Origin of the sequence: Pseudonocardia sp. C8 (assembly GCF_014267175.1) — a bacterium.
In the GTDB taxonomy this organism is placed as follows: domain Bacteria; phylum Actinomycetota; class Actinomycetes; order Mycobacteriales; family Pseudonocardiaceae; genus Pseudonocardia.
Map to the genome: position 1 here is coordinate 2356634 of NZ_JACMTR010000002.1, position 26159 is coordinate 2382792.

The window sequence follows — 26159 nt, forward strand, 5'->3', positions numbered from 1 at the left end:
CCAAGTGGAGGATGCGTTGAGTCACCACAAGGTACCCACCCCGAAGGACCGGAACCTGTTCTTCGCGTGGAGTACGTACACCACCGACTACGACACCTACGCCCGCTGGTACGACGAGGAACACATCCCGCAGGTGATGGACGCGCCGGGAATGGTCGGTGCACAGCGGTTCCTGATCGCGGACACCAAGCCTCTCCCCGGGGTGGAGTCCCTCGACTTCGGACATCTCGCGATGTACGAGCTCGACGGTTCGGCCCAGGGCTTCCGCGACGAGGTCAAGCGCAATCTGATGTCGCAGGAGATGGTGCTGCCGGACTTCATGGAGCAGCCATTCCGGGCGCTGTTCCTCTCCGCGGTGAGCGAGCCGTTCCACACCGAGGCCCTGGCGCAGGTGGAGGACCTCGACGACCGGCAGATGTTCTTCGCGTGGAGCCGGCACACCACCGACGACGCGACGTTCGCACGGTGGTACGACGAGGAACACATCCCGCAGATCCTCTCGGCACCGGGGATGCTGCGCGCGCAGCGGTTCGCGGTGTCCGGCGTGAAGCCGCTGCCCGGCGTGGTGACCCCGGACCTGGGCCACCTGGCGATCTACGAGACCACCGGTGGCCTCGAGGGTTTCCGTGCGGAGGTGAAGCGGCAGCTGATGTCGGGGGAGATGGTGCTGCCGGACTTCATGGTCAGCCCGTTCGCCACGATGTTCCTCACGGCGGTCAGCCCGTTCTTCCTGGCCGCGGACGTGCAGTGACGGTCGTGCGGACGGACGTCGCCGGGGTGCCGGTCCCGCATCTCGGGTCCGCCTACGTCGGGGGTGACTGGGTGTCCGCCACCGGGCCCACCCGGCCGGTGGTCTCGCCGGCGTCCGGACGCGTCGTGACGGAGGCGGTGTTGCCGTCCGTGGACGAGGCACGGGCGGCGCTCGATCGTGCGAGCGGTCCCGAGGGCCGGGCCTGGTCGGCCACCGAGGTGTCCCGACGGGTTGCGGTGTGCCGCCGGTTCTGTGACGCGCTGGAACGGCGGTTCGACGACATGGGAGCGGTCTGGGCGGTCGAGGCGGGCATGCCGGTCCGCTACAGCAGGACGCTGCACCGCTTCGGCGCGGCCGGCGCGTGGCGCGCAGCCCTCGACTCGGCCGAGGACGCGCTGCGCGACGAGCGACGTGACTCGCCGCTGGGGGAGGTGCTCGTCCGCCGGGAGCCGGCCGGCGTGGTCGCGGCCGTCATGGCGTTCAACGGCCCGCTCGTGACCGTCGCGTCGAAGGTCGTCCCGGCTCTGCTGGCCGGGTGTCCGGTCGTGGTCAAGGCGGCCCCCGAGTCGCAGCTCGTCATGCGCCTGGTCGCCGAGTGCGCCGCGGACGCCGGCGTCCCCGCCGGCGCCCTGAGCATCCTCTGCAGTGAGGTCGACGTCGCCCGTGAGATCACCGCGGACCCCCGCGTCGCCCTGGTCTCGCTGACCGGTGGTCGCGCCGCCGCGCAGGAGATCATCGATGCGACCCGGCAGCGGTTCGCCCGCACCCATCTCGAGCTGGGCGGCAAGTCGGCCGCCCTGGTGCTCGACGATGCACCGGTCGATGCCGTGCTGCGTTCCCTCGTCCCGGGGGCCACCGGAGGTGCCGGTCAGGTGTGCGCGCTGCTGTCCCGGATCCTGGTGCCGGAGAGCCGGCACGACGAGCTCGTCGCCGCACTCGGCACCGCCTGGGAGAGCCTGCCGATGGGGGATCCGCTCGACCCCGCGACCGCGGTCGGGCCGCTGATCTCTGCGGCCGCTCGCGAGCGCACCGAGGGTTTCGTCGAGCGCGCGGTCGCGGACGGGGCCCGGATCGTGTGCGGCGGCCGCCGGCCTCCCGGCCTCGACGCAGGCTACTTCCTCGAGCCCACCCTGCTCTCCGGCGCCTCTCCGGACTCGGAGATCGTGCGCCGCGAGGTCTTCGGCCCGGTCACGGTCGTGCAGTCGTTCCGCGATCTCGAGGAGGGGATCCGGCTGGCCGAGGACACTGAGTACGGCCTCGCCGCCACGGTGTACACCCGCGACCGGGATCTGGCGATGGACGTGGCCGGCCGGCTCACCGTCGGCTCGGTCGCGATCAACACCTTCGGCCCGACCGTGACGGCACCGTTCGGCGGCCGGAAGTGCTCCGGATGGGGACGCGAGGGCGGCCCGGAGGGCATCCGGGAGTTCACCGAGCTCAAGCAGATCGTCACCGGACCCTGAGCCGCCGCCCTCGACCACCCTGCTGTCCGTACCCGACGAAAGGCGACTCCACGATGTACACCCCCCGACGTCCGAGACCGGAGCGCGCGCTGATCACCGGCGCCGCGGGCGGGGTCGGCTCGGCGACCGCCCGGCGCCTCGTTGCGGACGGAGCCCGCGTCGCGCTCACCGACATCGACCAGGACCGGGTCCGTGCGCTGGCCGCCGAGATCGGCTCCGCCGCCGTCGTACTCCCGGCGGACGGCACCGACTCCGACGGCGTCGCGGCCGTCGTCGAGGGCGCGGTCGGTGAGCTGGGCGGTCTGGACACCGTCGTCGCGGCCCAGGGCGCCGCGGTCGGCGGGGGCGTTGACCCGCGCCACACCGAGTCGTGGAACCGCGCCCTGGACGTGAACCTCCACGGGACCTTCCACGTGGCCGGGTCGGCGCTGCCGCACCTGGTCGAGGCGTCCGGCTCGCTGGTCCTCCTGGCCTCGACCGCCGGCCTCATCGCCGGGCCGCCCGGAGCCGCGGGATACACGGCCGCGAAGGCCGCGGTGATCGGACTGACCCGCTGGCTGGCGCGGGACTACGGCCCGCGCGGGGTGCGGGTGAACGCCGTGTGCCCGGGGTTCGTCCGTACCCCGCTCGCCCAGGGCTCCATGGCCTACCTGGCGAAGCGGGAGGGCATCACCGCCGACGAGGCGTTCGCGCTGAGCGCCCGGCACGTGCCCCTGCGCCGGGTCGCGGAGCCGGAGGAGATCGCGGCCTGTTGTGCGTTCCTGGCGTCCGGAGACGCCTCGATGGTGACCGGCCACGTCCTGGTCGCCGACGGAGGGGGCGCCGCGGTGGACGCCTCGACGGTGGCCTTCGACCCACCTCCGGTGCCCTGACGGTGCCTCATCGGCCGGGAGTGGCCGGACCGTCCGCTCCCCGGCGAGGTCCGGCCGGATCCTGCGCGATCCGGGTGAGGAAGTCGACCAGGTGCTCGGTGAACACCCCGTTGTCGTCGCCGGTGACCATGTGTCCGGCCTCGACCACCTCGACGCGGAGATGGGGAACGAGCTCGCGCAGCTCGGCCACGGCCGCGTCGGTCACGACCTCTGACCGTGCACCACGGACGAGCATCGTCGGGATCGTGAGCGCACGGGCGGCCGCGACCAGCCGGGCCTCCTCCCGGTCGCGGTCGGCCTCCTCGCGACAGGTGAGGAACCGCGGGTCCCAGTGCCAGTACCAGCGACCGTCGGCACGCAGGCGGAGGTTCCTGCGCAGGCCCTCCGGCGAGCGCGGCCGGGGCCGGTCCGGGGCGAGAGCGGCGACGGTGTCCGCGGCCTCCTCCAGCGAGGCGAAGCCGGCGCCGCCGCCGGACAGGAACGCCGCGATCCGGCCACGCCCCTCGGGGGCCGTCCGGGGCACGACGTCCACCAGGACCAGCCCCGCAGCCAGGCCGGGGCACCGACCCAGCGCGGTGAGCGCGGCGATCCCGCCGAGCGAGGCACCGACGACGACCGGGCGGCCGCCGAGCGCGGTGATCAACGCGCGCAGGTCGGCGGCGTAGTCCTCCACCGCGTAGTCGCCGGCCGGGGCCCAGTCGCTGTCCCCGTGGCCGCGGAGGTCGACGGCCACCGCCGCCCAGCCGGCGGCGGCGAGCCGTTCGGCGGCGCGTCGCCACGCGTGGCGGGTCTGCCCGCCCCCGTGCAGAAGGACCACGGTCCCGGAGGCGTCGCCCGCCGCCGGGACCCAACGGTCGCCGGTGAGCCGGACCCCGGCTCCCGGCAGGGTGAGAGCCTCCCGCCGGATGCCCGTCGCGTGCCCGGTACGGTCGTCAGACCCGTTCTCCGTGGTCCTGGATTCCATTCGAGAAGAATATATGATGCGTGAGCAACAGGGAACGGTTGCCAGCCGGGTCACGGGCGGACCCGGTACTCCGCCAGCCCGCGCACCCAGAACGACGGCAGCCACTCGACCTCGTCGGACACCGGGCGCAGGTTCGGGAACCGCTCGAGTGCCATCCCGAGGGCGTGCCCGCACATGAGCTTGCCGAGCACCGCGCCCAGGCAGTAGTGCGGTCCCATGCCGAGGGCGAGGTGCCGGCTGACGTTGGGCCGGTTCAGGACGAACCGGTCGGGGTCGTCGAACACCGTCTCGTCGCGGCAGGCCGAGGCGATGTAGGACAGGACCATCGAATCGGCCGGGATGGTCGTCCCGTGCAGTTCGATGTCCCGGGTCGCGGTGCGGCTGAGGAACCGCACGGGGGACATGTGCCGGAACGTCTCGTCGATCACGGCGGCCCGTGACTCCTCGTCGCCCCGGGCGGCGGCCATGGCCTCGGGGTTCCGGAAGCACTCGTACAGCGCCGAGCTGATCAGGTGCGACGGCGTCTCGGCGCCGCCGAACTGCAGGATGAAGATCAGGCTGAGGACCTCGTCCGCGGTAAGGACCTGCTGGTCCTCCTCGGCCTGGACGAGCACGCTGACCAGGTCCTCGGCCGGCCTGCGGCGGCGCTCGGCGATCAGCTCGGTGAAGTACGCGCGCACCTCGGTGACGCTCGTCCGGATCTTGGCCAGTTCCGCCTCGGGCAGCACGCTGCGGCTCGCCGAGCGGATGAGGTCCGCGGTCCACCGTTTGAACTCGTTGCGGGCGATGACCGGGTCCGCGCCGAGGATCTGCGCGGTGACGTTCACCGGCACGTTCGCGGCGTACTCGGAGACGAAGTCGAACTCGCCGCCCCGGGCCTCGATCTCGTCGAGCAGCTCGGTGATCAGCGCGCGGATGCCGGGTTCCATCGCGCGGGTCACGCCCGGTGTGAACGCACGGTTGGCGAGCCGGCGCAGCCGCGCGTGGTCCGGCGGGTCGGTGCTGATGATGGAGGGCACCTCGGGGACGGGATCGAACTCGCCGAGCGCGTTGATGATCCAGTCCTTCGACGAGTACAGGTCCGGCCGCTTGAGGGTCTCCACGACGTCGGGGTAGCGGAAGATCGCCCACACCCCGAGCGACTCGATGTGGTGCACCGGGGCGTCGCGCCGCATGGCCCGGTAGTAACCGAAGGGGTTCTGCTGGTAGTCGGGGGACAGCGGATCGAACCGGAGCGTGGTGGTCATGCGCGTCTCCTGTGGTGGGGCGGCGGTCGGGGTCGGGCCGACCGTACGAGCGCGAGACCTGCGTCACTATCCCGTCGGTGCACGATGCGATCCCGTTCGCGCCGATACCGGGGCCGTCTCATATATGATGCGGACCACGGTTCGGACAGCGCGCGGCACGACGGGGTGCAGGGAGGTTCGATGCCTGATGACACCGCCGAAGGGGCGGATCGGCTCAGCATCCGCACGGGCGATCTCGACGTCGCCCGTGCCCACACCTGCCGGGCCTTCAGCGAGCACGACGTGGTGCTCACCGGTGGCCGGACCCTCGACTTCCGGCTCGACCTCGCCCCGACCCAGCGCCTGACGATCGCGCGCATGGCCTACGGAGTGGCCGCCTCCGTGGAGGGACCGCCGATGCGGAGCTGCTACCACGTCAACCTCCCGATCACCGGGACGAGCACCGTCGCGCAGCGCGGGGTGCGCCGGAGCTTCGAGGGAGGAGCGGCCGGCGTCGTCTTCGCCCCGGACGCCCCGCTGATGGTGCGGATGAGTGCGGAGTCGTGGCAGTACCACGTCAAGATCCCGAAGGAGCTCCTCGAGGCACACGCGGCCACGCTGCTCGGGATGCGGTCGGGCTCCGATCCGGGGTTCGATCTCACGTTCGGCACCCGGGAGGCCGCGCGCCGGGACCTCGCCGCGACCGTCGGGCGCCTGTACGACGAGTTCACCGCGCCCGGCGGGCTCTCCTCCGTGCCGGCCGCGTGCCGCCAGGCCGAGTCCGCCCTGATGACCTACCTGCTGACCACGTTGCCGAGCCGGATCTCCGGGGCGATGACCGCGGGTTCCGTGACACCCCGGCGCACCCGGATCCGGGAGATCCTCGACCGGATCGACGCGGCGCCGGACGCCTCCCTGACCGTGGCCGACTTGGCGTCCGAGGCCGGCCTGAGCGTCCGCGCCCTGCAGGCGGGGTTCCGGGACACGGTCGGCATGTCGCCCACCGCCTACCTGAGGGCCAGCCGCCTGGACCGGGTCCATGCCGACCTGCTCGCGGGCGCCTCGGTGACGGACGCGGCGACCCGCTGGGGCTTCTACCACCTGGGCCGGCTCGCCCGTCGCTACCGCGACCGCTTCGGCGTCGTCCCGTCGGACACCGCCCGCCGGGCATCGTCCTCCTGAGGACCGGCCGCGTGCCAGGGACAGATCCCTCCCTGGGACGTGTGTCATATATCGTGCATGGTTCGTCGCGTGCCGGTGGTCATCGTGTCCTCCGGCCCGCCGGCGCCGGCGGTTCCCGACGAGTCCAACGGAGGACGTCGTGACTGCGAAAACCACCGAGGATCTGGCCCGCCACTGGCTCCGGGCGCTGGAGGACGTGGACCTTTTCTACGAGTTCTGCGATCCCGGCTGCCGGGTCTGGCACAGTGCCGACAACGCGTGGATGTCCCTCGACGACGCGATCCGGGCCGTGCACGACCGTGGAGGGCTGCCGGAGTTCACCGGAAGCCGCTACACCCTCACCGAGACCGGCTTCGTCGTGCAGACCTCCGGCCGGCTGGAGCCGCCGGGAGTCACCGTCCACCTCGTCCAGATCGCGACCGTCGAGAACGGCCGGGTCGTGCGGGCCGAGGAGTACATCGGCCCCGAGATGGACATCGCGGTCTGACCCCGGCCGACCCCGTCTCGTCACGCATCCCCGCAACCCCGCATCTCCAGGGAGAAGCCCATGTCCGGAATATCGGACCGCTCGATCATCGTCACCGGCGGCGCCAGCGGGATCGGTGAGGCCGCGGCGCGGCTGTTCGCCGCGAACGGCGCCCGGGTCACCATCGCGGACGTCAGCACCGGCGCGGGTGAGGAGCTCGCCCGCGAGCTCACCGGGAAGGGCCTGACGGCCCAGTTCGTGACGGCGGACGTCACCGACGAGGAGCAGGTCGCGGCCATGGTCGCGGCCGCGGAGGAGGCCTACGGCCGGCTCGACGGTGCCTTCAACAACGCCGGCGTGCCGAACCACGGCAAGGACCTCGCGGACCTGACCCGGGCCGAGTTCGACCGGGTCTTCGCGATCAACGTGACCGGGCCGTTCCTGTGCATGAAGCACGAGATCCCGGCCCTGCTGCGGGCCGGCGGCGGCTCGATCGTCAACACGGCCTCGGTGGGCTCGTTCATCTACATCCCGAAGGCCGCCGAGTACACCGCGTCCAAGCACGCGCTGGCCGGGCTCACGAAGGCCGCGGCCGCCGAGTACGGCGAACACGGCATCCGGGTCAACGCGATCGGCCCGTCCACGTCGAAGACGCCGATGTACATGGAGTACCTCAAGCTGAACCCGGCGTACGAGGAGACCGTCGCGGCGACGCACGCGTTGCGGCGGGGCAGCGAGCCGGTCGAGCAGGCCGAGGCCGCGATGTGGCTGCTGTCCGACGCGGCCTCCTACGTCACGGGGGTGACCCTGGCCGTCGACGGCGGCTACACCCTCTACTGACCGTGCGGCCCGCGGCCGGTCACGCCGGGGCCGGGCCGACCCCCCAGCGCTGCAGCGCCTCCTCGATCGTCGAGGCGTCCCGGGTGGCGTGGGGGGTCCGGCTCAGCCGCGGAGCGGGGGCCGGCTGCGGGCCGTCCACCGCGTCGAGCAGGGTGCCGCGCTCGCGCAGGTGCGGGTCCTCGACGGCCTCCGCCATGGACAGCACGGGCGTGACACAGGCGTCGAGACGGTCGAAGATCTCCGTCCACTCGGCCCGGGTCCGCTCGGCGAACCGGTCGGCGATCCGCTGCTTCACCTCCGGCCACCGGTCGCGGTCCCACTGGTCGGGCAGCGTGGCCGGATCGATGCCGAGACCCTCGAGCAGCCGGGACCAGAACTGGGGTTCGATGCTGCCGACCGCCATGTACTGCCCGTCCGCGGTGGTGTAGACGTCGTAGAACGGCGCCCCGGTGTCGAGCTCGTTGCGGCCGGGTTCGCCCGGCCACCGGCCCTGGGCCTGCCGGCTCCAGATGCCGGTCATCAAGAGGCTGACCCCGTCGACCATCGCGGCGTCGACGACCTGGCCCCGGCCGGACCGCTCCCGGTCGTGCAGCGCCGTGAGGATGCCGAAGGCGAGCAGCAGGCCGCCCCCGCCGTAGTCGGCGACGACGTTCAGCGGCGGGACCGGGCGCTCGCCGTGGCGGGCGAAGGACCGGAGCGCACCGGTGAGCGAGAGGTAGTTGATGTCGTGCCCGGCTTCCCACGCACGCGGGCCGTCCTGCCCCCAGCCGGTCATCCGTCCGTAGACCAGCCGCTCGTTGGCCGCCAGGCACGGCTCCGGCCCCAGCCCGAGTTTCTCCATGACCCCGGGGCGGAAGCCCTCGATGAGCACGTCGGCCCGTTCGATCAGCTCCTTCGCGCGGTCGAGGTCGTCGGTGGACTTCAGGTCGAGGTTCAGCAATGGGCGGCCGCGGGTAAGCGCGCCGCCGTCGACCGGTGGGCGGGGCCGATCCACCCGGATGACGTCGGCACCCGCGTCGGCCAGCAGCATCGCCGCGAAGGGCCCCGGCCCCAGGCCGACGAACTCGACCACCCTGGTGCCGCTCAGCGGGCCTGACCGATCCATCTCACACTCCGTCCGACGGGCACCTGCGCCCGAGATCCGAGAACGTCGACCGCGTCGATCGACTGCTGTCACACGCCGCCCCGTGCGTCGTCGCGCGGCCACGCTCCGGGGCGTCGGGCGATGCGCCTCTCCGGTGGACGGTCGCCCGACCACCGGGTTCGCACCTCGGCAGTATAATATATTCCGTTTCCGCGCGGTCAGCTCCTGCGCGCGGTCGCCGACGGGAGCTCGCCGAAGCGGTCGCGGTACCAGGTGGCGAACCGTCCGGGGTGGAAGAAGCCCCAGCGCGCCGCGACCTCGCTGACCGGCCGGCCGGTGCCCGAACCGAGCTCGAGGTGGACCCGGTCGAGCCGGGCCGTGCGCACGTACGCGGTGGGGGACATGCCCGCCACCTCCCGGAATCCCGCCTGCAGGGCCCGGACGCCGATCCCGGCGACGGCGGCGAGGTCGGCGGTGCTCAGCTGGAGGTCGGGGTGCATGTCGACGTGGTCCATGGCCTCCCGGACCCGGGAGCGCGTGGTGTGCGCCGGACGGCCGTGCAGCGCCGGGGAGATCCGGCTGGGCACGGTCATCAGGAGCTGGGTCATCAGCGCGGACTCCATCTCCTGCCGCGCCGCCGGCATCGTGGCCAGCCCGCCGGGACGTTCGAGCTCGGCGTAGAGGAACCCGGCGGTGGCGAGCAGCGCCCGGCCGGGGCCACCGGCCAGGTCGAAGGTCAGGGCGGGGTCGAGGCCGCCGTCGAGCGGATGGCCGGCCAGCCGCGCCGCGTGCGCCTCGAGCAGTTCCTTCGGCAGCTTCACCACGTACTGGGTGGCGTCGGGGCTCCACCGCACGGTCAGGGGCGCGTCCGGCCGGAAGAGGACTCCGGTCTCGCAGGCTGCCACCGTCGAGCGGATCCCGCGCTGACCGGCCGTGCTCCAGCCGGTCACCGGCAGGTTGACGTGGTAGCACAGCCGCATCGGGGGTCCGTCGATCACCACGTCGGCGCCGTACCGGAGCCGGCCCAGGGTCACACGGCCGGACGGCGCGAGATCGAGGCGGAAGTCCAGCGATCGACCGTCGCGCATCCGCATCTCGTGCCGCGCGAAGGTCCTGCTGATCTCTTCGCGGGCGGCGTCCGGATCGGTGGTCCGGATGGCCACGGAGTGCCCGGATGCCGGCTCCTGTCCGTGTCGTCCCATGTCCCCACCTGTCGTCATCGATCGCTCAAGACATTATGCGCCATATATTCTTGCCGCTCCAGCCCTGGGATCTGCGGTTTGCGTACGGCCTCGTGCGTTCGCGGGCTGTCCGTCGGTGTGCTGCGGCCCTACCGTCCCGCTCCAGTGGCGTGCAGGCGTCTTCCTCGCAGGGACCGACAGTGGAGTCGTACCGACATGAGCAGTGACACGCGCAGCGACACCCGGGACGGCACGGACCCGGCCGACCGGCCGCTGTTCCTCGAACGCGAACCCGTCGACGGCAGCTGCCCCCGGTGCGGGGCGGCGGACCTGCGCCGCTACCCGGTGAACTCCGAGGGCGGCTGGTTCGACGTCGTCAAGTGCCAGGCCTGCCTGCACTCGGTCAGGCGCGAACCCGGACCACGCCTCGGGCCGATCCAGCTCCTCTCCGACCTGCTGTGACGAAGGGATCGACGATGATCGCAGTCGACGTGGGCGGCACCTTCACCGACGTGGTCGCGCTCCGGGACGGAGCCATCCGGACGACCAAGGTGTCCACCGACTACACCGACGTGACCCAGGCCGTGCTCGACGGCGCCCGGACCCTCGGGGTCGAGGACGCCCGGGTGTTCAACCACGCCAGCACGCACGGGCTCAACGCGGTGATCACCCGCAACCTGCCGAAGATCGGGTTCCTGGCGACCGAGGGCCACCGGGACATCCTCGACATGGGGCGGGTGTGGCGGCCCGCGAGCGCGATCCTCGATCCGCGCTGGCGACGCAGCTTCGGTGATGCCGCGCGGCCGCTGGTGCCCCGCTACCTGCGTCGCGGGATCCGCGAGCGGATCACCGCCGACGGCCGGATCCTGTTCGGTCTGGACGAGGAGCAGGCCCGCGAGGAGCTGGAGGTGCTGCGCACCTGTGGCGTCACCGGCGTGGCCATCTGCCTGATCAACGCCTACCTGAACCCCGCGCACGAACGCCGGCTGCGCGAGCTCGTGCACGACGTGCTGGGCGACGTGCCGTGCTCCATCTCGTCCGACGTCTCCCCGCTGGCGAAGGAGTACACCCGCGCGTCGACCACGGTCGTCGACGCGCTGATGAAGCTGATCTACTCCGACTACACGGCGACCCTGGAAAAGGGGCTCGGCGAGCTCGGCTTCACCGGCCGGCTCAACTTCGCCGACTGCGCCGCCACCCTGGTGCCCGCCGAGCGCGCCATGGAGCAACCTTTCCGGATCGTGTTCTCCGGCCCGGCCGCGGGCACGGTCGCGAGCGCCCACTTCGGATCGCTGATCGGCGAGTCCCACCTGCTGTGTGCCGATGTCGGCGGCACGTCCTGTGACATCAGCGTCGTCACCGGCGGCACGCCCTTCGTCGACACGACCTTCGAACTGGAGCACGACCTCGTCGTCAACGCGTTGGCCAACGAGGTCACCGCGATCGGCGCCGGCGGCGGCAGCCTGGTGTCGATCGGCCAGACCGGCGAGATCCAGGTCGGACCCGGCAGCGCCGGCTCGAACCCGGGCCCGGCCTGCTACGGCCGGGGCGGCAGCCGGCCGACGACCACCGACACCTGCGTCCTGATCGGGATCCTCGACCCGCAGCGGTTCGCGGGCGGATCGGTGAACCTCGACGCCGGCCTCGCGCGTGCCGCGTTCGAGAGCCTGGACTCGGAGTTCACGTTCGCCCAGCGGGTGCGGTACGCCTACGAGATGGCGGTGCACACCATCGCCGAGGGCATCTTCAACGTGGCGATCAAGAACGGCGTCGACCCGCGTGACTTCACGCTGATGGCCTACGGGTCGGCCGGGCCGATGCTGCTGCCCGCGGCGATGGACGCGGTGCACTGCAAGCAGGTCGTCGTGCCCCCGAACCCGGGGCTGTTCTCGGCCCTCGGTCTGCTGTCGGCCGACCAGGTGTTCACCGCCAACCGCAGCGTCTACACGACCCTCGGCCCCGAGGTGGCCGACCGCATCGACGCGGTGTTCACCGAGATGGAGGAGCAGCTGCGCGAGCGGCTCGACCCGAACGCGCAGGTGACGCTGGAGCGCAGCTTCGACGGTCACCTGGCCGGGCAGAGCTGGGAGACACCGTTCGTTCCGGTGCCCGACGGCACCATCGACGCCGACGCGATCGCGGCCATGACCGCCGCGTTCCACGACACGTACCAGGAGCGCTCGGGCAACCGCTTCGAGTACCTGCCGGTGGAGGGCGTGACGTTCCGCGTGCGCGCCGTGCTCGACACCGAGAAGGTCACCTTCCCCGAGCTGCCCGAACGCGGGCCCGACGAGCCACTCGCTCCGGCTCGGACGGTCACCCTGCGCTACTTCGGCGAGCTCGGCGGCGACGACGAGGACGCCGGGCAGGAGGTGCCGGCCTACGACCGCACCGCGCTGCGGGCGGGCGACGTGATCGCCGGCCCGGCGATCGTCGACGAGGGACTGTCGACCACCCACATCGCAGCCGCGCAACGGCTCACCGTCGGCCGGTACGGCGAGCTGGTCATCCGGAGGAAGGCAGCATGAGCACCGACACCAGCGCGACCCGGATCCGCGACCTGTCCGACGACGATTTCCGCTCGGCCTACGACTGCGACCGGTTCACCGCGTCCGTCGTCGTCAACCGGCTCAAGTACGCCGTCGAGCACATGAGCACGGCGTTCCTGCGCGAGGCGTTCTCCCCGATCATCCGGGACTGGTACGACTTCGCGTGCACGATCAGCGGCCCGCCGGAGCAGGACCACCGGATGGCCGTGGTGAGCAACAGCCTCACCGTGTTCCTCGGGACGATGGCCGATGCCTGCCGGATCGCGGTCGAGGAGTTCGGCGCGGACAACCTGTCCCCGGGTGACGTGCTGATCTGCAACGACCCCTACCGCGGCGGGCGGCACGTCAACGACGTCCTGTTCGTGCGTCCCGTGTTCGTCGACGGCCGGATCGTGTCGTTCGTGAACATGTGCGCCCACCAGCTCGACATGGGTGGGACGGTGCCCGGGGGCTTCTCCGCGACCAAGCGATCCGTCTACGAGAACGGTCTCGTCATCCCGCCGATGCTGCTGTGGTCGGGCGACGAGCCGGTGCGCTCCACGTTCAGCCTCGTGTTCGACAACTCCCGGTTCGGCGGCCTGCTGCTGCCCGACTTCATGAGCACCCTGCACCAGCTCCAGCTCGGCGAGCGGCTGGTCCGGGAGAACATCGAGCGGTACGGTCTGCAGGCCTACCTCGGTGCGCTCGACTACTCCTGTGACACCTCGGCCGAGCTGATGCGCGAGGCGATCGCGCGGGTGCCGGACGGCGACTACCGGGGTCACGCCACGATCGACGCGGACGGACTCGACGACACGCTCGACTACACCGTGCGGGTCACGCTGCGCAAGCGCGGCCACGAGATCGAGGCGGATCTGTCGGGAACCTCGGCGCAGGCCCGCACCTGCATCAACTCCGGGGTGACCGACGCCAAGACCGCACTCGGCGTGGCACTGACGATGTTGCTGGACCCGGAGATCCCCTTCACGTCCGGGACCTGGCGGCACGTCGACCTCGTCGCCCCGCCGGGCACGGTGGTCACCGCGATGCCGCCCGAGGGTGCCCCGATGATGTTCTGGGAGACCTCCGGAGCGCTGATCGCGGCGATCTTCCGGGCGCTCAATCCGGTGCTCGGGGAGAACGCGGTGGGCGGTGACTACGGCTCGACCAACACGCACAACGCCAGTGGCGTCCGCGCGGACGGCACCCCGTGGACGAGCGCGACCCAGTGCGGTGGCGAGCACGGGCCGTGGGGTGCGACGAAGGAGGGCGACGGCGACAGCTACACGGTGCTGTTCAACCTGAACAACCTCGACCCGGCAACGGAGACGATCGAGCACGACTCACCCGTGGTCGTGCTGCGCAAGGAGCATGCGACCGACACCGGGGGAGCGGGCGCGCACCGCGGCGGTGCGGCCAACCTCAAGGACACGCTCTGGCTGACCGATGCCGAGCAGTACCTGTCCCCGTTCCGCACGAAGGACCCGAGCGGGGTCGGGGCGAACGGCGGCGCGGCCGGACCCAACGGCGCGATGTGGATCTTCCCGCCGCGCGACGGGGAGCTGCCGGACGCGCTGGTGGGCACCGCCGACGACGTCTACACGGCGAGCACCCCGGTCGCCGGTGTGCTGGACCCGCGGACGAAGGCGCTGGACGCGGAGAACGGTGTCTACCACTACTTCGCCAGCGAGAAGTGCTGGCGCACCACTGCCGGCTCGGTCCTGCGCTGCCTCACCAACGGTGGCGGCGGCTGGGGGGACCCGTTCGAGCGGGACGTGCAGAAGGTGCTCGCCGACGTGCGCGACGAGTACGTGAGCGTCGAGGGCGCGGCCCGCGACTACGGGGTCGTCGTGCTCGGCGACCCGCACCGTGACCCGGAGGGGCTGCGGTTCGACGAGGAGGCCACCGCGCGACTCCGGGCACGGCCTCGCGGCGGAACACCGTCCTGACCCGCTCCCCGGCCGGTCACCGGTTCGACGCGCGGCCGAACCGGTGACCGGGCAGCGCCGTCGGCCCGGATCGCACCGACGGACCGACGGCTGGCCGACGGCTTGATCTGATATATGATATGAAGAAACAGCAGAGTGCTGTGACGGGGAGGACCACAACGGTGACCTGGCAACCGAACGGCTCGGCGTTGTTCATCGGCGGCCGGTGGGTCGCCCCGCAGTCGGGGGAGACGCTCACCGTCACCTCGCCGTACACGGCGCAGCCGATCGCCACGGTACCGGCGGCCTCGACCGGCGACATGGACGCGGCCGTCGCGGCGGCCCGGCGCGCCTTCGACGGCGGGGACTGGTCCGGGACGTCGCTGGACGACCGGATGACGGTGCTGCGCCGGCTCTCGGATCTGCTGGGCGAGCGGCGCGACGAGATCGCCTCGGTGGTCACCGACGAGATGGGCTGCCCGATCACGCTGTCGCGGTCGATGCAGGCGGCGGGCCCGAAGGTCGTCCTCGACACCTTCCTGGAGCTGGCACCGGACTACCCGTGGGTGAGCCCGCGCGAGGCCGCCACCGGCCGGTCGGTGGTCTACCGCGAGCCGGTCGGCGTGGTGGCCGCGATCGTGCCGTGGAACGCGCCGCTGCTGATCTCGACCATCAAGCTGGCCCCGGCACTGCTGGCCGGCTGCACGGTGGTGCTCAAGCCGGCGCCGGAGACCCCGCTCGACGCGTACCTGCTGGCGGAGCTGCTCGCCGAGGCGGGCCTGCCGGACGGCGTGGTCAACGTCGTCCCGGCCGACCGTGAGGTCAGCGAGTACCTCGTGACCCACCCGGGCGTGGACAAGGTCGCCTTCACCGGGTCGACCGCCGCCGGGCGCCGGATCGCCGCGCTGTGCGGCCACGACCTGAAGCGGGTGACCCTGGAGCTCGGGGGCAAGTCCGCGGCGGTGCTGCTCGACGACGCCGACGTCGCGTCCGCCGCCGAGTCACTGCGGGTCGGCTCGTTCCGCAACAGCGGCCAGGTCTGCAGCCTCAAGACCCGGATCGTGGTGCCCCGCAGCCGGGAGTCCGAGTTCCTCGAGGCATTCGGCGCGGTCGTCGCCTCGATGCCGGTCGGGGACCCGGCCGATCCGGAGACCGAGATCGGGCCGCTGGTCAGCGCCCGCCAGCGGGATCGCGTCGAGGGCTACATCGCGGCCGGCCGCGACCAGGGCGCCCGGGTGGTGCTCGGCGGTGGACGCCCGGACGGCCCCGGCGACGGCTGGTTCGTGGAGCCGACGGTGTTCGCCGGTGTCGAGCGGTCCATGACGATTGCCCAGGAGGAGATCTTCGGGCCGGTCGTGAGCGTGCTGGCCTACGACGACGTCGAGGACGCCGTCGCCATCGCGAACGACTCGGAGTACGGGCTGAACGGGGCCGTCTTCACCGGCGACCCGGAACGGGGCCTGGCCGTCGCCCGCCGCATCCGGACCGGCACGGTGGAGATCAACGGCAGCCCGGTCGGGTTCCACGCCCCCATCGGGGGCTTCAAGGCCAGCGGGATCGGCCGGGAGGCCGGACCCGAGGGTTTCGACGCCTACGTCGAGATCAAGTCGGTCGGCCTGCCGCAGGCTTTCTCCCCGGCCGGCTGAGCCTCCTTACCCCGTCACCTCTACAAGGGAGTATCGCGTGACCGGAAAGCACCTCGAGGCCCAGGCCCGCGTCGTCGTCTCGGGCATTGACGAGAACGGGAGGTCGACGATCGTCTCGGACGGGAACACCACCACCCGGATCGCCGCACCCGGGTTCACGGTGATGGACACCTGGCAGGTCGACGGCCTCCCGGCCCGGGTCGACGCCCCCTCCACACTCACCGAGGAACCCGTCCTCGACCCGCCGGCGCACGGCCTGGTGGTCCGGCTGGCGAGCTTCCCGCCGGACAAGGAGTTCGACGCCGCCGCCTACGCGGAGTCCCTCGACGCCTTCCACGGTGGTGACGCGCACGAGGGCGTCGACGACAGCGCGCACGGCGGGCTGTGGCACGAGACCGACACCGTCGACGTCGTCACCGTGGTCACGGGCGAGCTGTACGCGGTCATGGAGACCGGGGAGACCCTGCTCCGGCCCGGCGACACCTTCGTCACCCGCGGCGTGAAGCACATCTGGAGCAACCGGACCGACGAGCCGGTGCTCGTGGTCGCGACGATGATGGCCGCGACCCGCTGATGTGCGGCGTCGCCTCGATCTGACCGCGATCTGGGCGGGTCGTACGAACCGCCCCGCCCCGGAGGACATATGGACGTCAAGAAGCTGCTCGACGCGCGCTGGAGCTGCCGGGCCTTCCTGCCCGACCAGGTCCCCGACGACGACCTGCGCGCGATGTTCGAGATCGCGCAGCGGACCGCGTCGTGGTGCAACACGCAGCCCTGGCAGGTCGTCGTGACCCGGGGCGAGGCGACCCGCCGGTTCGGCCGCAGCCTCACCGAGCACGCCCGCACCCACGACCCGAATCCGGACCTTCCGATGCCGGCCGGCTACTCCGGGGTGTACCGGGACCGTCGCCGGGAGGCGGGATTCGCCCTCTACGCGAGCCTCGGCATCGGCCGGGAGGACAAGGATCGACGCGAGGTCCAGCGGCTGCGCAACTTCGACTTCTTCGACGCCCCGCACGTTGCCGTGATCACCACCGACCGGGAGCAAGGCACCTACGGGGCGATCGACTGCGGCGGCTACGTCGCGAACCTGGTGCACGCGGCGACCTCGATGGGGATCGCCTCGATCCCGCAGGCGGCGATCGCGCTGCACTCCGACCACGTGCTCTCTTACCTGCGGCTTCCCGAGGACCGGCTCGTGGTCTGCGGGGTGTCGTTCGGCTACGCCGACACCGACCATCCGGTGAACGGCTTCCGGACGACCCGGGCCGACGCCGACGGCGCCGTCACGTTCCTGGACTGAGGGTCAGCCCGGCGGCGTCCCGGAGCCCGTGATCAGGTACGGGGGCGGACCCGGATCAGGAACCGGAGCTCGCCTTCCTGGGTGACGACGTCGTCCTGGTTGACGAGCCGGAACTCCCGCCGCACCACACCGGACGCCCCGTTGGTGCGCAGCCGGGTGTCGATCACCGTGGCGCGCACGTGGACCGTGTCCCCGAACCGGATCGGCGCCCGGAAGGTCCACCGGTCGACGCCGAGCAACGCGAGGGCCGAACCCTCGATCTCGCCCGTGCGGGACATCAGGCCCAGGCAGAACGACAGCCCGAGAAGCCCGTGCGCCACCCGTTCGCCGAACGGCCCCTCGGCGGCGGCGACGGCGTCGGTGTGCACCGGGTTGAAGTCACCGCTCCATGCCGCGAAGGCGACCACGTCGGCCTCGGTGACCGTGCGCGCTGGTGACGTCGTCACGGCCTCCGGCGACACCGAGGCGAAGTCCTCGAACCACATCGGCATGGTGCCCGTCCCCTCGTGGCTCCGTGCTCGCCGGGTGGGCCGGAGCCGATCATCCAGCACGGTGTTCAGCCGATCGACCGCCGTGAGGTCCCTCCACCGTCCAGCGTGACGATCGTGCCCGAGGTGTATCCGGATCGCGGGCTGGCCAGGAACACGAACATGTCGGCCACCTCCTCGGCGGTCGCCATCCGCGCGCCGGGGTAGTTCGCGATCATCCCCGCGATCTCGTCCTGGGGTTCGCCCCGGTCCGTGGTGCGCGTGCGTAGCACCCGGAAGATGCGTTCGGTGGCGACCGGACCGGGATTGACCCCCAGCACCCGGACCCCCATGTCCAGGCTCCGTCCGCCGACGGCCCGGGTGAACGCCATGAGGGCGGCGTTGCCGGTCGAGCCCGCGACGTAGTCGAAGTCGAGGTTCTCGCCGCTGGATCCGATGTTGTTGAGGATGACGCCGGACCGGCGGTCCCGCATCTGTGCGAGGAACGCTCTGGTCAGGTTGATGTAGCCGAAGACTTTGAGGTCCCAGCCTCGTCGCCAGGCCGACTCGTCGACCTGCCAGAGATCCCCGCCGGGGATGTCTCCCGCGTTGTTGACGAGCACGTCGATCTCGCCCGCGAACTCGACGACGTGCTCGACCGCATCCGGCGAGGCCAGGTCGAGGGCACGAAACTCGACCTGGGCACCGATCTCGGTGCGGAGGTCCCGGGCCACCCGGTCGAGGGCGTCCTCGGACCGGGCGACCAGCTTGAGCCGGGATCCCTCCGCGGCGAACGCGCGCGCCACGCATTCCCCGATGCCCCGGGATGCACCGGTGACGAGGACGGTGCGGCCCGCCAGTTCCAGGTCCATGGTCCCTCCGAGTCGGACTGTGCGTGCCGGCGCCGGGTAACGGTCAGACGGTTCCGCCACCGGCCGGCTCGGTCGCCCGGGCGGTGGCCTCCTGGCGACGGCCGAGCAGGTGGACGGCGACGAACGAGATGGCGCACGCGACGGTCATGTAGACGGCGACGCTGGTCCACCCGTACGAGGCATCGAGTGCTGTTGCGATCATCGGGGCGAACCCGCCGCCGATGACGGATGCGATCTGGATGCCGAGCGAGACGCCGGAGTACCGGACCTCGGTGCTGAACGCCTCGGAGAAGAATGCGGGCTGCACCCCGTACATCAGGCTGTGGACGAAGCCGAGCCCGACCACCAGCGCGAGGCTGATGATCCAGAACGAACCGGACTGCACGGCCGGGAACAGCACGAACCCGAAGGCCGCGGTGCCGGCCGCGCCGACCATCTGGATGCTCCGTCGGCCGTAGCGGTCGGACAGGGCTCCCGCGAGCGGGAGCCCGACGCACTGTGCGAGCGAGCCGATCAGGACGGCCGCGAGCAGGGTGGTCCGGGAGACGTCGGCGACCGTGGTCCCGTACGAGATCACGAACGTGACGAACATGTAGTACGTGACGTTGAGTCCGATGTAGGAGCCGACCGCGAGGGCGACCTCGCGCGGGTGGGTGCGCAGGACGGTGACGATCGGGGAGCGGGCGGGTTTCACCGGGGCCTCGGCGGTCGCGTTGCGGTCCTGCTGGAGCCGCTGGAAGGCCGGGGTGTCCTCGAGCTTGACGTGCACGTAGAGCGCCAGCGCGATCGGCGCGAGGCTGAGCAGGAACGGGATCCGCCAGGCCCACCCCATGAAGACCTCGTCGGAGACGACGGCGGTCACCAGGAGGAAGACGAGGTTGGCGAGCAGGATCCCACCTGGCGCACCGATCGAGGAGAAGCTGCCGAAGAAACCGCGCCGGCGGGCCGGCGCCGCTTCGGTGGCCAGCAGGACGACGCCGCCCATCTGCCCGCCGAGCGAGATCCCCTGCACGAACCGGAGGACGACGAGCAGGATCGGCGCCGCGATCCCCAGCGTGGCATAGGTCGGGAGCAACCCGATCGCCGTGGACACCACTCCCATGAGCACCAGCGCGACGACGAGGGTCTTCTTGCGCCCCACACTGTCGCCGAAGTGCCCGAAGACGACGCCGCCGAGCGGCCGGGCGAGGAACCCGACGCCGAAGGTCGCGAACGACAGCAGCAGCGCGGTCACCGCGCTCTGCTCCGGGAAGAACAGCGTCGGGAACACCAGCGCCGCGGCCGTGCCGTAGATGAAGAAGTCGTAGTACTCGATGCTCGCGGCGACGGCCGCGACCGAGGAGACGCGGAAGACGTCACGCTCGGAGGCGGCAGTGCCAGGGTGGGGGCTGCCCATGGCGTGCTCCTGTTCGGTGTGTGGTGGTGGGTCGCGGCGCGCGACGGGAGGCCGGTCGGGTCAGGAACGGGGGAGCCGGTCGGCCATGAGGTCCTCGCGACCGCGGCCGGTCACGAAGTCCGCGGACCCGCGAGCGCCCTGCACGAACGCCCCGCTCGCCACCCCGGGGAGGGCCCAGGGTTCGAGGACGGTGGACCCGCTCCAGTCGTGCACCATCTGTCGGTAGGCGATGCGCCAGTCGCCGCCCCGTCGCTCCACCCGGTCGACGTAGCGCCCGCAGAAGACGTCGGTGCGGTCGCTCCCGTTCGCCCGCTGGAAAGTCAGGACCGTCGCTTCGGAGAACGCCACGTCCCCGTCGACCTCGACGAGGTGGTTCGTCACGGCGTGCGTGGTCCAGGCCGTCCCCGCCAGTTTCGCGGCCACGATCCGATCGGCGAACTCGTGGGCGGGTGCGGCGTCGGCGCCGTGGTTGTCGTAGGCGTCCGGCCAGAACGCCTGCTTGACGAGCTCGACGTCGCAACGGTCGATCCCGCGGCAGTAGACGAGCAGGTTGTCGGCGACGGCCTGCGTGGCGGCCAGCACGTCGGGCCCGGGCTCGGTGGTCATGGCGCTCCTCGTCGAGGTCATGCATCCCAGCCCCGAGGAAGCTACAACTGGTATCAGAGTTTGTCCAGGTCTTGCGTGCAGCCAAAACTGGTATCAGAGTTGGGTCATCACGAACCGAGGACGGGGTGCATGACCGACAGGGGTGTCGCGCTCGTGACGGGCGCAGCCGGCGGGATCGGCCGCAGCGTCTGCCGCAGGTTGCGCGAGGACGGGTTCCGGATCGCGCTCACCGACGTCGACGAGCGGGCACTGGTCGCGTGCCGTGACGAGCTCGGGACCGGGGCGGAAGACCTGGGTGTGTTCGCGGCCGACCTGGCCGAGGAGCAGCAGATCGCGGACCTGCCGGGGCGGGTCGCCGCGGAGCTGGGCGGGATCGACGTGCTCGTGAACAACGCGGGGGTGCGGACGATCGCCCCGCTGCTCGAGATCGATCCGGCCGACTGGCGACGGACGCTCGACATCGACCTGACCGCGCCGTTCCTGCTCATCCGGGCCGTGCTGCCGGGGATGCTCGAACGGGGGCGGGGCAAGATCGTCAACATCTCCTCCATGGCCGGGCTGGCGGCCTTCGCCGACCGCGCCGCCTACGCCTCGGCGAAGGCCGGGCTGGGAATGCTGACCCGCTGCGTCGCGGTGGAGTACGGCCGGCGGGGCATCTGGTGCAACGCCGTCGCCCCCGGCGTCGTCGAGACCCCGATGACCAGCTCGTACTTCGACGGCGACGGGCCGATGGCCCGCATGATCCGGGAGTCCACGCCGGTCGGCCGGTGGGCGGTCCCGTCCGACATCGCCGGTCCCGTCGCGTTCCTGGCCGGGCCCGAGTCCGACTACCTCAACGGCGCGGTCGTTCCTGTGGAGGGCGGGTGGACCGCGGGGTACCCGGCCGCCCGGCTCTCACCGTGAGGACCGTCCCGAACCGGCCCGACCGGGCCACCGACCGACCAAGGAGGAGACCGGTGATGATTACGTCCACGTCACCCGGCGCGGGGCCGACGGTCGCGTCGGTGCTGCTCCGCGCGCACGCCGAGTTCGGCGACCTGCCCGCGGTCCGGCACCCCGACGGCCGAACGACCTCCTACCGGGAGCTCGGGGCGTCCGCCCGCCGCTGCGTCGGGGGCCTGCGCGCGCTCGGCGCCGCACCCGGTGACCGCGTGGTCGTGCTGACGAAGAACCGCCCGGAGTGCTTCGTCGTCGACCACGCCCTGGCGATCGGCGGCTTCGTCCGGGTCGCGCTCAGCTACCGCCTGCACCCGCGCGAGGTCGTCGACATCGTCCGGGACGCCGGCGCGCGGGTGGTCCTGGTCGACGGCGAGCGGGCCGCGGAGCTCTGCACCGCGCTGTCCGCGGCCGATCTCGACCCCGTCGTGGTCGAGTTCGACATGCCCGTCGCGGGCTCGGGGTCGGTCGGGTTCGGGTCGCTGCTCGAGGCGTCCGAGGCGGAGCCGGCCGACGTCCGGCCCGAGGACGTCGCCTGGATGCCCTACACCTCGGGGACGAGCGGACGACCGAAAGGGGTCGTACACACCCACCACAGCCTGCTGTCGATCATGCGGAACGTGCTGGTGGAGCTCCCGGGCCTCGCGAGCACCGACGTCGTCGCCCACACGGCGCCGCTGACCCACCTGAGCGGGTACGCCATGCTGGCCGGCTTCCTGCGGGGCGCGTCGCAGATCGCCCTGGACCGGTTCGACGCCGAGGAGCTCGTGGCGGTGGTCGAGCGACACCGGGTCACCGTGCTGCCACTGGTCCCCACCATGATCAACATGCTGCTCCCGGTGCTGGAGGCGGGAGGCCGGGACGTCTCGAGCGTGCACACCGTGCTCTACGGGGGATCGCCGATCGCCCCGGAACGGCTGGCCCGCGCCCTGCGCGCGTTCGGGCCGGTGTTCGTGCAGGGGTACGGGCTGACCGAGATGCCGTGGGCCTCCTGGCTGACCCGGCAGGACCACCTCGTGCGCGACGACGAGCGCGCAGCCGGGCTGCCCGACCGGCTCGGGTCGGCCGGCCGGGTCAGCCCGTTCGCCCAGCTGCGCCTGGTCGACGCCGACGGCGCGGTCGTGCCCGACGGGGAACCCGGCGAGATCCAGCTGCGCGGGGACGCCCGGATGGCGGGCTACTGGAACCTGCCGGACGAGACCGCCGCGACGGTCCTCGACGGCGGCTGGCTCGCCACCGGGGACATCGGGCGGATGATCGACGGCTTCCTGCACGTCGTGGACCGGAAGAAGGACATGATCGTCACCGGCGGGTTCAACGTGTATCCCACCGAGGTCGAGAACGCGATCTACGCCCTGCCCGGCGTCGCGGAGGTCGCGGTCGTCGGCGTCCCCGACGAGCGCTGGGGCGAGACCGTCCGCGCCGTCGTCGTCCGCCGGCCCGGCGCCGAGGTGGCGACGGAGGACATCGAGCAGGCCTGCACCGCGTCGATCGCCGCCTACAAGCGACCCCGCAGTGTCGAGTTCGTCGACGAGCTCCCCAGGACCGGGACCGGGAAGATCATGCGCCGCGCGGTGAAGGAGCGTTACTGGTCCGGCCACGACCGACTGGTGAACGGGTGAACCCGATGACCACGACCACGACATCGGAAGGCGACACCATGACCGTCCGGGCCGACTTCGCCCGCACCGTCCGGGCCGCCGCCGCGGACGCGAACGTGCCCACGCTGCTGATGGTGCTCGTCCAGCTCACCGGCGAGACGCGCTGGCTGGACGAACCGTACCGGCCGGTCCGCGGCCGGGGCCTCGACGAGAACGACACCGGCGGGCTCCCCGGGGCGGTCCAGGACGAGATCCGGGCGGCGGCAGCCGAGGCGATGATCGCCTGGCACCACGGCGACCCGATGCGGATCCCGCATCCGGACGAGGCCCTGCTGACCAGGATGCTGTCGGTCGCCATGGGGGAGGAGATCCCCGCCGAGTACGGCCCGATGATCGCCGACGACCTCCGCGTCATCATCGGTGGACAGGACCGGCTCCCGGACATGTCGACGCCCCCGCCCGGCTTCTCGGCCGTCGTCGTCGGCGCGGGGATCTCCGGCATCCTGGCCGCGCACCGGCTGCGTGAGGCGGGGGTGGCGTGCACGGTCCTCGAGGCGGACGAGCGCGTCGGCGGCACGTGGTGGCGCAACCGCTACCCGGGCTGCGGCGTCGACGTGCCCAGCCACCTCTACTCGTACTCCGGCATCGAGGCCGACTGGCCGCACTACTACGCCGACCGCGACCAGCTCCAGGCCTACCTCGAGCGGGTCACCGACGAGTGGGCCGTGCGAGACCTGATCCGGTTCTCCACCCGGGTCCGGTCCGCGACCTGGGACGACGATCAGCAGCAGTGGGCCGTGGAGACCGAGGGACCGGACGGCACCCGTGCGACGATGCGGGCGAACGTCCTGGTCAGCGGGGTCGGTGCGTTCGGCACCCCGAAGCTCCCCGACCTGCCCGGCCGGTCCGCGTTCGCCGGCCGGTCCTGCCACACCGCCGAGTGGCCGGAGGATCTCGACCTCGCCGGGAAGCGGGTCGGCGTCATCGGCAACGGCGCGAGCGCGATGCAGGTCGTCCCGGCGATCGCCGGCACCGCAGCCTCGCTGACGGTCTTCCAGCGTTCCGCACACTGGGTCGCGCCGTTCGAGAAGTTCCGGCAGGAGATCCCCGAGGCCGTCCGCTTCCTGCTCCGCGAGGTGCCGCTCTACCGGTTCTGGTACCGGCAGCGACTGGCTTGGGTCCTCAACGACACGCTCTACGAGTCCCTCCAGCGCGATCCCGACTGGCCGGACCCGGAGCGCTCGATCAACGCGATCAATGATGCGCACCGGCGGTACTTCACCCGCTACATCGAGCGGGAACTCGAGGGCCGGCCGGACCTGATCGAGAAGGTCGTCCCGGACTACCCGCCCTTCGGCAAGCGGATCCTGCTCGACAATGGCTGGTACCGGACCCTGCGACGCGACGACGTCGAGCTGGTGACCGAACCGATCGAGCAGATCCTGCCCGGCGGCGCGCGCCTGGTCTCGGGCCGGGAGGTCGAGTTCGACGTGCTGATCTTCGCCACCGGGTTCGACGTCGTCCGGTTCCTCGCCTCGTTCGAGGTGGTCGGCCGGGACGGCCGCACGCTACGCGAGGCCTGGGACGACGACGATGCGCAGGCCTACCTCGGGACCGTCGTGTCCGGGTTCCCGAACATGTTCTGCCTGTACGGGCCGAACACCCAGGCCGGCCACGGGGGCAGCCTGATCTTCTACCTGGAGTGCCAGATGCGCTACGTGCACAGCGTGCTGGACGGGATGTTCCGCACCGGTGCGGCCGTTGCGGAGGTCCGGTCCGAGGTCCAGGAGAAGTACAACGAGAGCGTCGCCGCGGCGCACGAGCGGATGATCTGGACCCATCCGGGCGTCACGACCTACTACCGCAACGCGAAGGGCCGCGTGGTGGTGAGCAACCCCTGGCGGGTCGTCGACTGGTGGTCGATGACCAGGCGGGCGGATCCGGCGGACTTCGACCTCCGGCCGGCGGCGAACGACGGGTCGGGGGTGCACCGGTGAACGACCGCTTCTCCAAGACGGTGGCGATGGTGAACGCGGCGGCGGGCGCGGGGATCGGGGGAGCGGTCGCCCGGCGCCTGCTCGGTGAGGGGGCGTCGGTGATCGTGACCGACATCAGCCCGCGGCGGCTCGAGCGGCTCCGCGCGGAACTCACGGCGACCGTCCCCGAGGAACGGGTGCTCGCCCGGGCGGTGGACGCTGCGGACGAGGCCGGCGTCACCGGGCTGTTCGCCGACGTCGACGCCGCGTTCGGCCGTCTCGACGTGCTCGTCAACAGCGTCGGGCTCAACCGGCTCGCCCCGTTCCCGGACACCGACCTGGACACCTGGAACCGGGTGATCGGGACCTCGCTCACCGCGCACTTCCTGCACGCCCGTGCAGCGTGGCCGTTGCTGCGGCGATCGGCGGCTCCGTCCGTCGTCAACGTCTCCTCGCTGGCCTCCGAGTCACCGGCCCCGTTCGGCGAGGTCGCCTACGCCGCCGCGAAGGCCGGTGTGCTGGGGCTGACCCGGGCGCTCGCCGCGGAAGGCAGTCGCGACGGGATCCGGGCGAACGCGGTCGTGCCCGGGCTGATCTGGAACGACAGTCTCACGAAGGCCGTCGACCCGGACTACGTGCAGGCCTACCGGGCGAGGCAACCCCTGGGGCGCGACGGTGACCCGGACGAGGTCGCCGACGTCATCCTGTTCCTCGCCTCGCCCGAGAGCAGGCATGTCACGGGACAGGCGATCCGGGTCGCGGCCTGAGCCGGCAGCCCCCGGGGCGCCCGCGCCTGCGTGTTCCGCGATGATCCGGTGCGTACAATCTGCCGTGCGCGCACGCACGCTCGGTGATGATCGGAGGGCCCGGC

At 71.8% G+C, this 26159-nt stretch carries 24 protein-coding genes; 16 read left to right on the forward strand and 8 right to left on the reverse strand.

Annotation, left to right across the window (positions count from 1 at the left end):
• Positions 1 to 16 precede the first annotated feature (16 nt).
• From H7X46_RS11680 to H7X46_RS11690, 3 genes are read left to right on the forward strand one after another with little or no spacing between them, the layout of a single operon-like run.
• Positions 17 to 751 carry a hypothetical protein gene (locus H7X46_RS11680; RefSeq protein ID WP_186359425.1) on the forward strand — a complete coding sequence of 245 codons (735 nt, stop codon included), beginning with the start codon at positions 17 to 19 and terminating at the stop codon, positions 749 to 751.
• 5 nt (positions 752 to 756) lie between these two features.
• Entirely contained in the window at positions 757 to 2214 is a 1458-nt protein-coding gene (locus H7X46_RS11685; protein WP_186359426.1) for an aldehyde dehydrogenase family protein, read from the forward strand.
• Positions 2215 to 2267: 53 nt separating this feature from the next.
• Positions 2268 to 3086 carry an SDR family NAD(P)-dependent oxidoreductase gene (locus H7X46_RS11690; RefSeq protein ID WP_186359427.1) on the forward strand — a complete coding sequence of 273 codons (819 nt, stop codon included), beginning with the start codon at positions 2268 to 2270 and terminating at the stop codon, positions 3084 to 3086.
• Between the two features lie 7 nt (positions 3087 to 3093).
• On the opposite strand, the gene H7X46_RS11695 is transcribed toward H7X46_RS11690, so the two are convergent.
• Both H7X46_RS11695 and H7X46_RS11700 read right to left on the reverse strand, forming a co-directional pair.
• A complete protein-coding gene (locus H7X46_RS11695) occupies positions 3094 to 4050 on the reverse strand; it encodes an alpha/beta fold hydrolase (RefSeq protein ID WP_186359428.1) in 957 nt (318 codons plus the stop codon).
• A 50-nt stretch (positions 4051 to 4100) separates the two neighbouring features.
• Complete coding sequence (locus tag H7X46_RS11700; protein ID WP_186359429.1) at positions 4101 to 5297, reverse strand: cytochrome P450; 1197 nt, start codon at positions 5295 to 5297, stop codon at positions 4101 to 4103.
• Positions 5298 to 5477: 180 nt separating this feature from the next.
• On the opposite strand from H7X46_RS11700, the gene H7X46_RS11705 reads away from it, so the two are divergent.
• The 3 genes from H7X46_RS11705 to H7X46_RS11715 all read left to right on the forward strand — a co-directional run bounded on the left by H7X46_RS11705 (position 5478) and on the right by H7X46_RS11715 (position 7764).
• On the forward strand, positions 5478 to 6458 hold the full coding sequence (locus tag H7X46_RS11705) for an AraC family transcriptional regulator (RefSeq protein ID WP_186359430.1): 981 nt from the start codon (positions 5478 to 5480) through the stop codon (positions 6456 to 6458).
• Positions 6459 to 6597: 139 nt separating this feature from the next.
• Positions 6598 to 6945, forward strand: coding sequence for a hypothetical protein (locus H7X46_RS11710; protein ID WP_186359431.1), 348 nt, complete (start codon positions 6598 to 6600; stop codon positions 6943 to 6945).
• Positions 6946 to 7005: 60 nt separating this feature from the next.
• Complete coding sequence (locus tag H7X46_RS11715) at positions 7006 to 7764, forward strand: SDR family NAD(P)-dependent oxidoreductase (protein ID WP_186359432.1); 759 nt, start codon at positions 7006 to 7008, stop codon at positions 7762 to 7764.
• Positions 7765 to 7783: 19 nt separating this feature from the next.
• Here the strand turns inward: H7X46_RS11715 and H7X46_RS11720 are convergent, their stop codons facing one another.
• Together H7X46_RS11720 and H7X46_RS11725 are read right to left on the reverse strand one after the other, a co-directional pair.
• Positions 7784 to 8869 carry a CaiB/BaiF CoA-transferase family protein gene (locus H7X46_RS11720; RefSeq protein ID WP_186359433.1) on the reverse strand — a complete coding sequence of 362 codons (1086 nt, stop codon included), beginning with the start codon at positions 8867 to 8869 and terminating at the stop codon, positions 7784 to 7786.
• A gap of 197 nt (positions 8870 to 9066) precedes the next feature.
• Entirely contained in the window at positions 9067 to 10050 is a 984-nt protein-coding gene (locus H7X46_RS11725; RefSeq protein WP_222131276.1) for an AraC family transcriptional regulator, read from the reverse strand.
• Between the two features lie 195 nt (positions 10051 to 10245).
• Between H7X46_RS11725 and H7X46_RS11730 the strand changes: the two genes are divergently transcribed.
• From H7X46_RS11730 to H7X46_RS11755, 6 genes are all read left to right on the forward strand, one after another.
• The gene (locus H7X46_RS11730) at positions 10246 to 10491 is read left to right on the forward strand and encodes a hypothetical protein (protein ID WP_186359435.1); all 246 of its coding nucleotides are present in this window, start codon (positions 10246 to 10248) and stop codon (positions 10489 to 10491) included.
• Positions 10492 to 10505: 14 nt separating this feature from the next.
• Positions 10506 to 12557, forward strand: a complete 2052-nt coding sequence (locus H7X46_RS11735) for a hydantoinase/oxoprolinase family protein (RefSeq protein WP_186359436.1) — start codon at positions 10506 to 10508, stop codon at positions 12555 to 12557.
• Positions 12554 to 14506, forward strand: a complete 1953-nt coding sequence (locus H7X46_RS11740) for a hydantoinase B/oxoprolinase family protein (protein WP_186359437.1) — start codon at positions 12554 to 12556, stop codon at positions 14504 to 14506. Before H7X46_RS11735 ends, H7X46_RS11740 begins: the two co-directional genes overlap by 4 nt.
• Positions 14507 to 14667: 161 nt before the next feature.
• Positions 14668 to 16131 (forward strand): aldehyde dehydrogenase, encoded by a 1464-nt coding sequence (locus H7X46_RS11745; protein ID WP_370588714.1) that lies wholly within the window; start codon positions 14668 to 14670, stop codon positions 16129 to 16131.
• Positions 16132 to 16168: 37 nt separating this feature from the next.
• Positions 16169 to 16705: a cupin domain-containing protein gene (locus H7X46_RS11750; protein WP_186359439.1), complete on the forward strand. Its 537-nt coding sequence runs from the start codon at positions 16169 to 16171 to the stop codon at positions 16703 to 16705.
• Between the two features lie 69 nt (positions 16706 to 16774).
• Positions 16775 to 17434 (forward strand): nitroreductase, encoded by a 660-nt coding sequence (locus H7X46_RS11755; RefSeq protein ID WP_186359440.1) that lies wholly within the window; start codon positions 16775 to 16777, stop codon positions 17432 to 17434.
• A 32-nt stretch (positions 17435 to 17466) separates the two neighbouring features.
• Here H7X46_RS11755 and H7X46_RS11760 read toward each other — a convergent pair whose 3' ends face one another.
• From H7X46_RS11760 to H7X46_RS11775, 4 genes are all read right to left on the reverse strand, one after another.
• Entirely contained in the window at positions 17467 to 17925 is a 459-nt protein-coding gene (locus H7X46_RS11760; protein WP_186359441.1) for a MaoC/PaaZ C-terminal domain-containing protein, read from the reverse strand.
• A gap of 65 nt (positions 17926 to 17990) precedes the next feature.
• On the reverse strand, positions 17991 to 18773 hold the full coding sequence (locus H7X46_RS11765) for an SDR family oxidoreductase (RefSeq protein ID WP_186359442.1): 783 nt from the start codon (positions 18771 to 18773) through the stop codon (positions 17991 to 17993).
• Positions 18774 to 18816: 43 nt separating this feature from the next.
• Positions 18817 to 20169, reverse strand: coding sequence for an MFS transporter (locus H7X46_RS11770; protein ID WP_186359443.1), 1353 nt, complete (start codon positions 20167 to 20169; stop codon positions 18817 to 18819).
• 60 nt (positions 20170 to 20229) lie between these two features.
• Complete coding sequence (locus H7X46_RS11775) at positions 20230 to 20775, reverse strand: nuclear transport factor 2 family protein (protein ID WP_186359444.1); 546 nt, start codon at positions 20773 to 20775, stop codon at positions 20230 to 20232.
• A gap of 129 nt (positions 20776 to 20904) precedes the next feature.
• On the opposite strand from H7X46_RS11775, the gene H7X46_RS11780 reads away from it, so the two are divergent.
• The 4 genes from H7X46_RS11780 to H7X46_RS11795 are packed head-to-tail and all read left to right on the forward strand — an operon-like array spanning position 20905 to position 26055.
• The gene (locus H7X46_RS11780; RefSeq protein WP_186359445.1) at positions 20905 to 21678 is read left to right on the forward strand and encodes an SDR family NAD(P)-dependent oxidoreductase; all 774 of its coding nucleotides are present in this window, start codon (positions 20905 to 20907) and stop codon (positions 21676 to 21678) included.
• Positions 21679 to 21734: 56 nt separating this feature from the next.
• Positions 21735 to 23333 (forward strand): class I adenylate-forming enzyme family protein, encoded by a 1599-nt coding sequence (locus tag H7X46_RS11785; protein WP_255426514.1) that lies wholly within the window; start codon positions 21735 to 21737, stop codon positions 23331 to 23333.
• A gap of 5 nt (positions 23334 to 23338) precedes the next feature.
• On the forward strand, positions 23339 to 25309 hold the full coding sequence (locus H7X46_RS11790) for an NAD(P)/FAD-dependent oxidoreductase (RefSeq protein WP_255426124.1): 1971 nt from the start codon (positions 23339 to 23341) through the stop codon (positions 25307 to 25309).
• The gene (locus tag H7X46_RS11795; RefSeq protein WP_186359447.1) at positions 25306 to 26055 is read left to right on the forward strand and encodes an SDR family oxidoreductase; all 750 of its coding nucleotides are present in this window, start codon (positions 25306 to 25308) and stop codon (positions 26053 to 26055) included. Before H7X46_RS11790 ends, H7X46_RS11795 begins: the two co-directional genes overlap by 4 nt.
• Positions 26056 to 26159 lie beyond the last annotated feature (104 nt).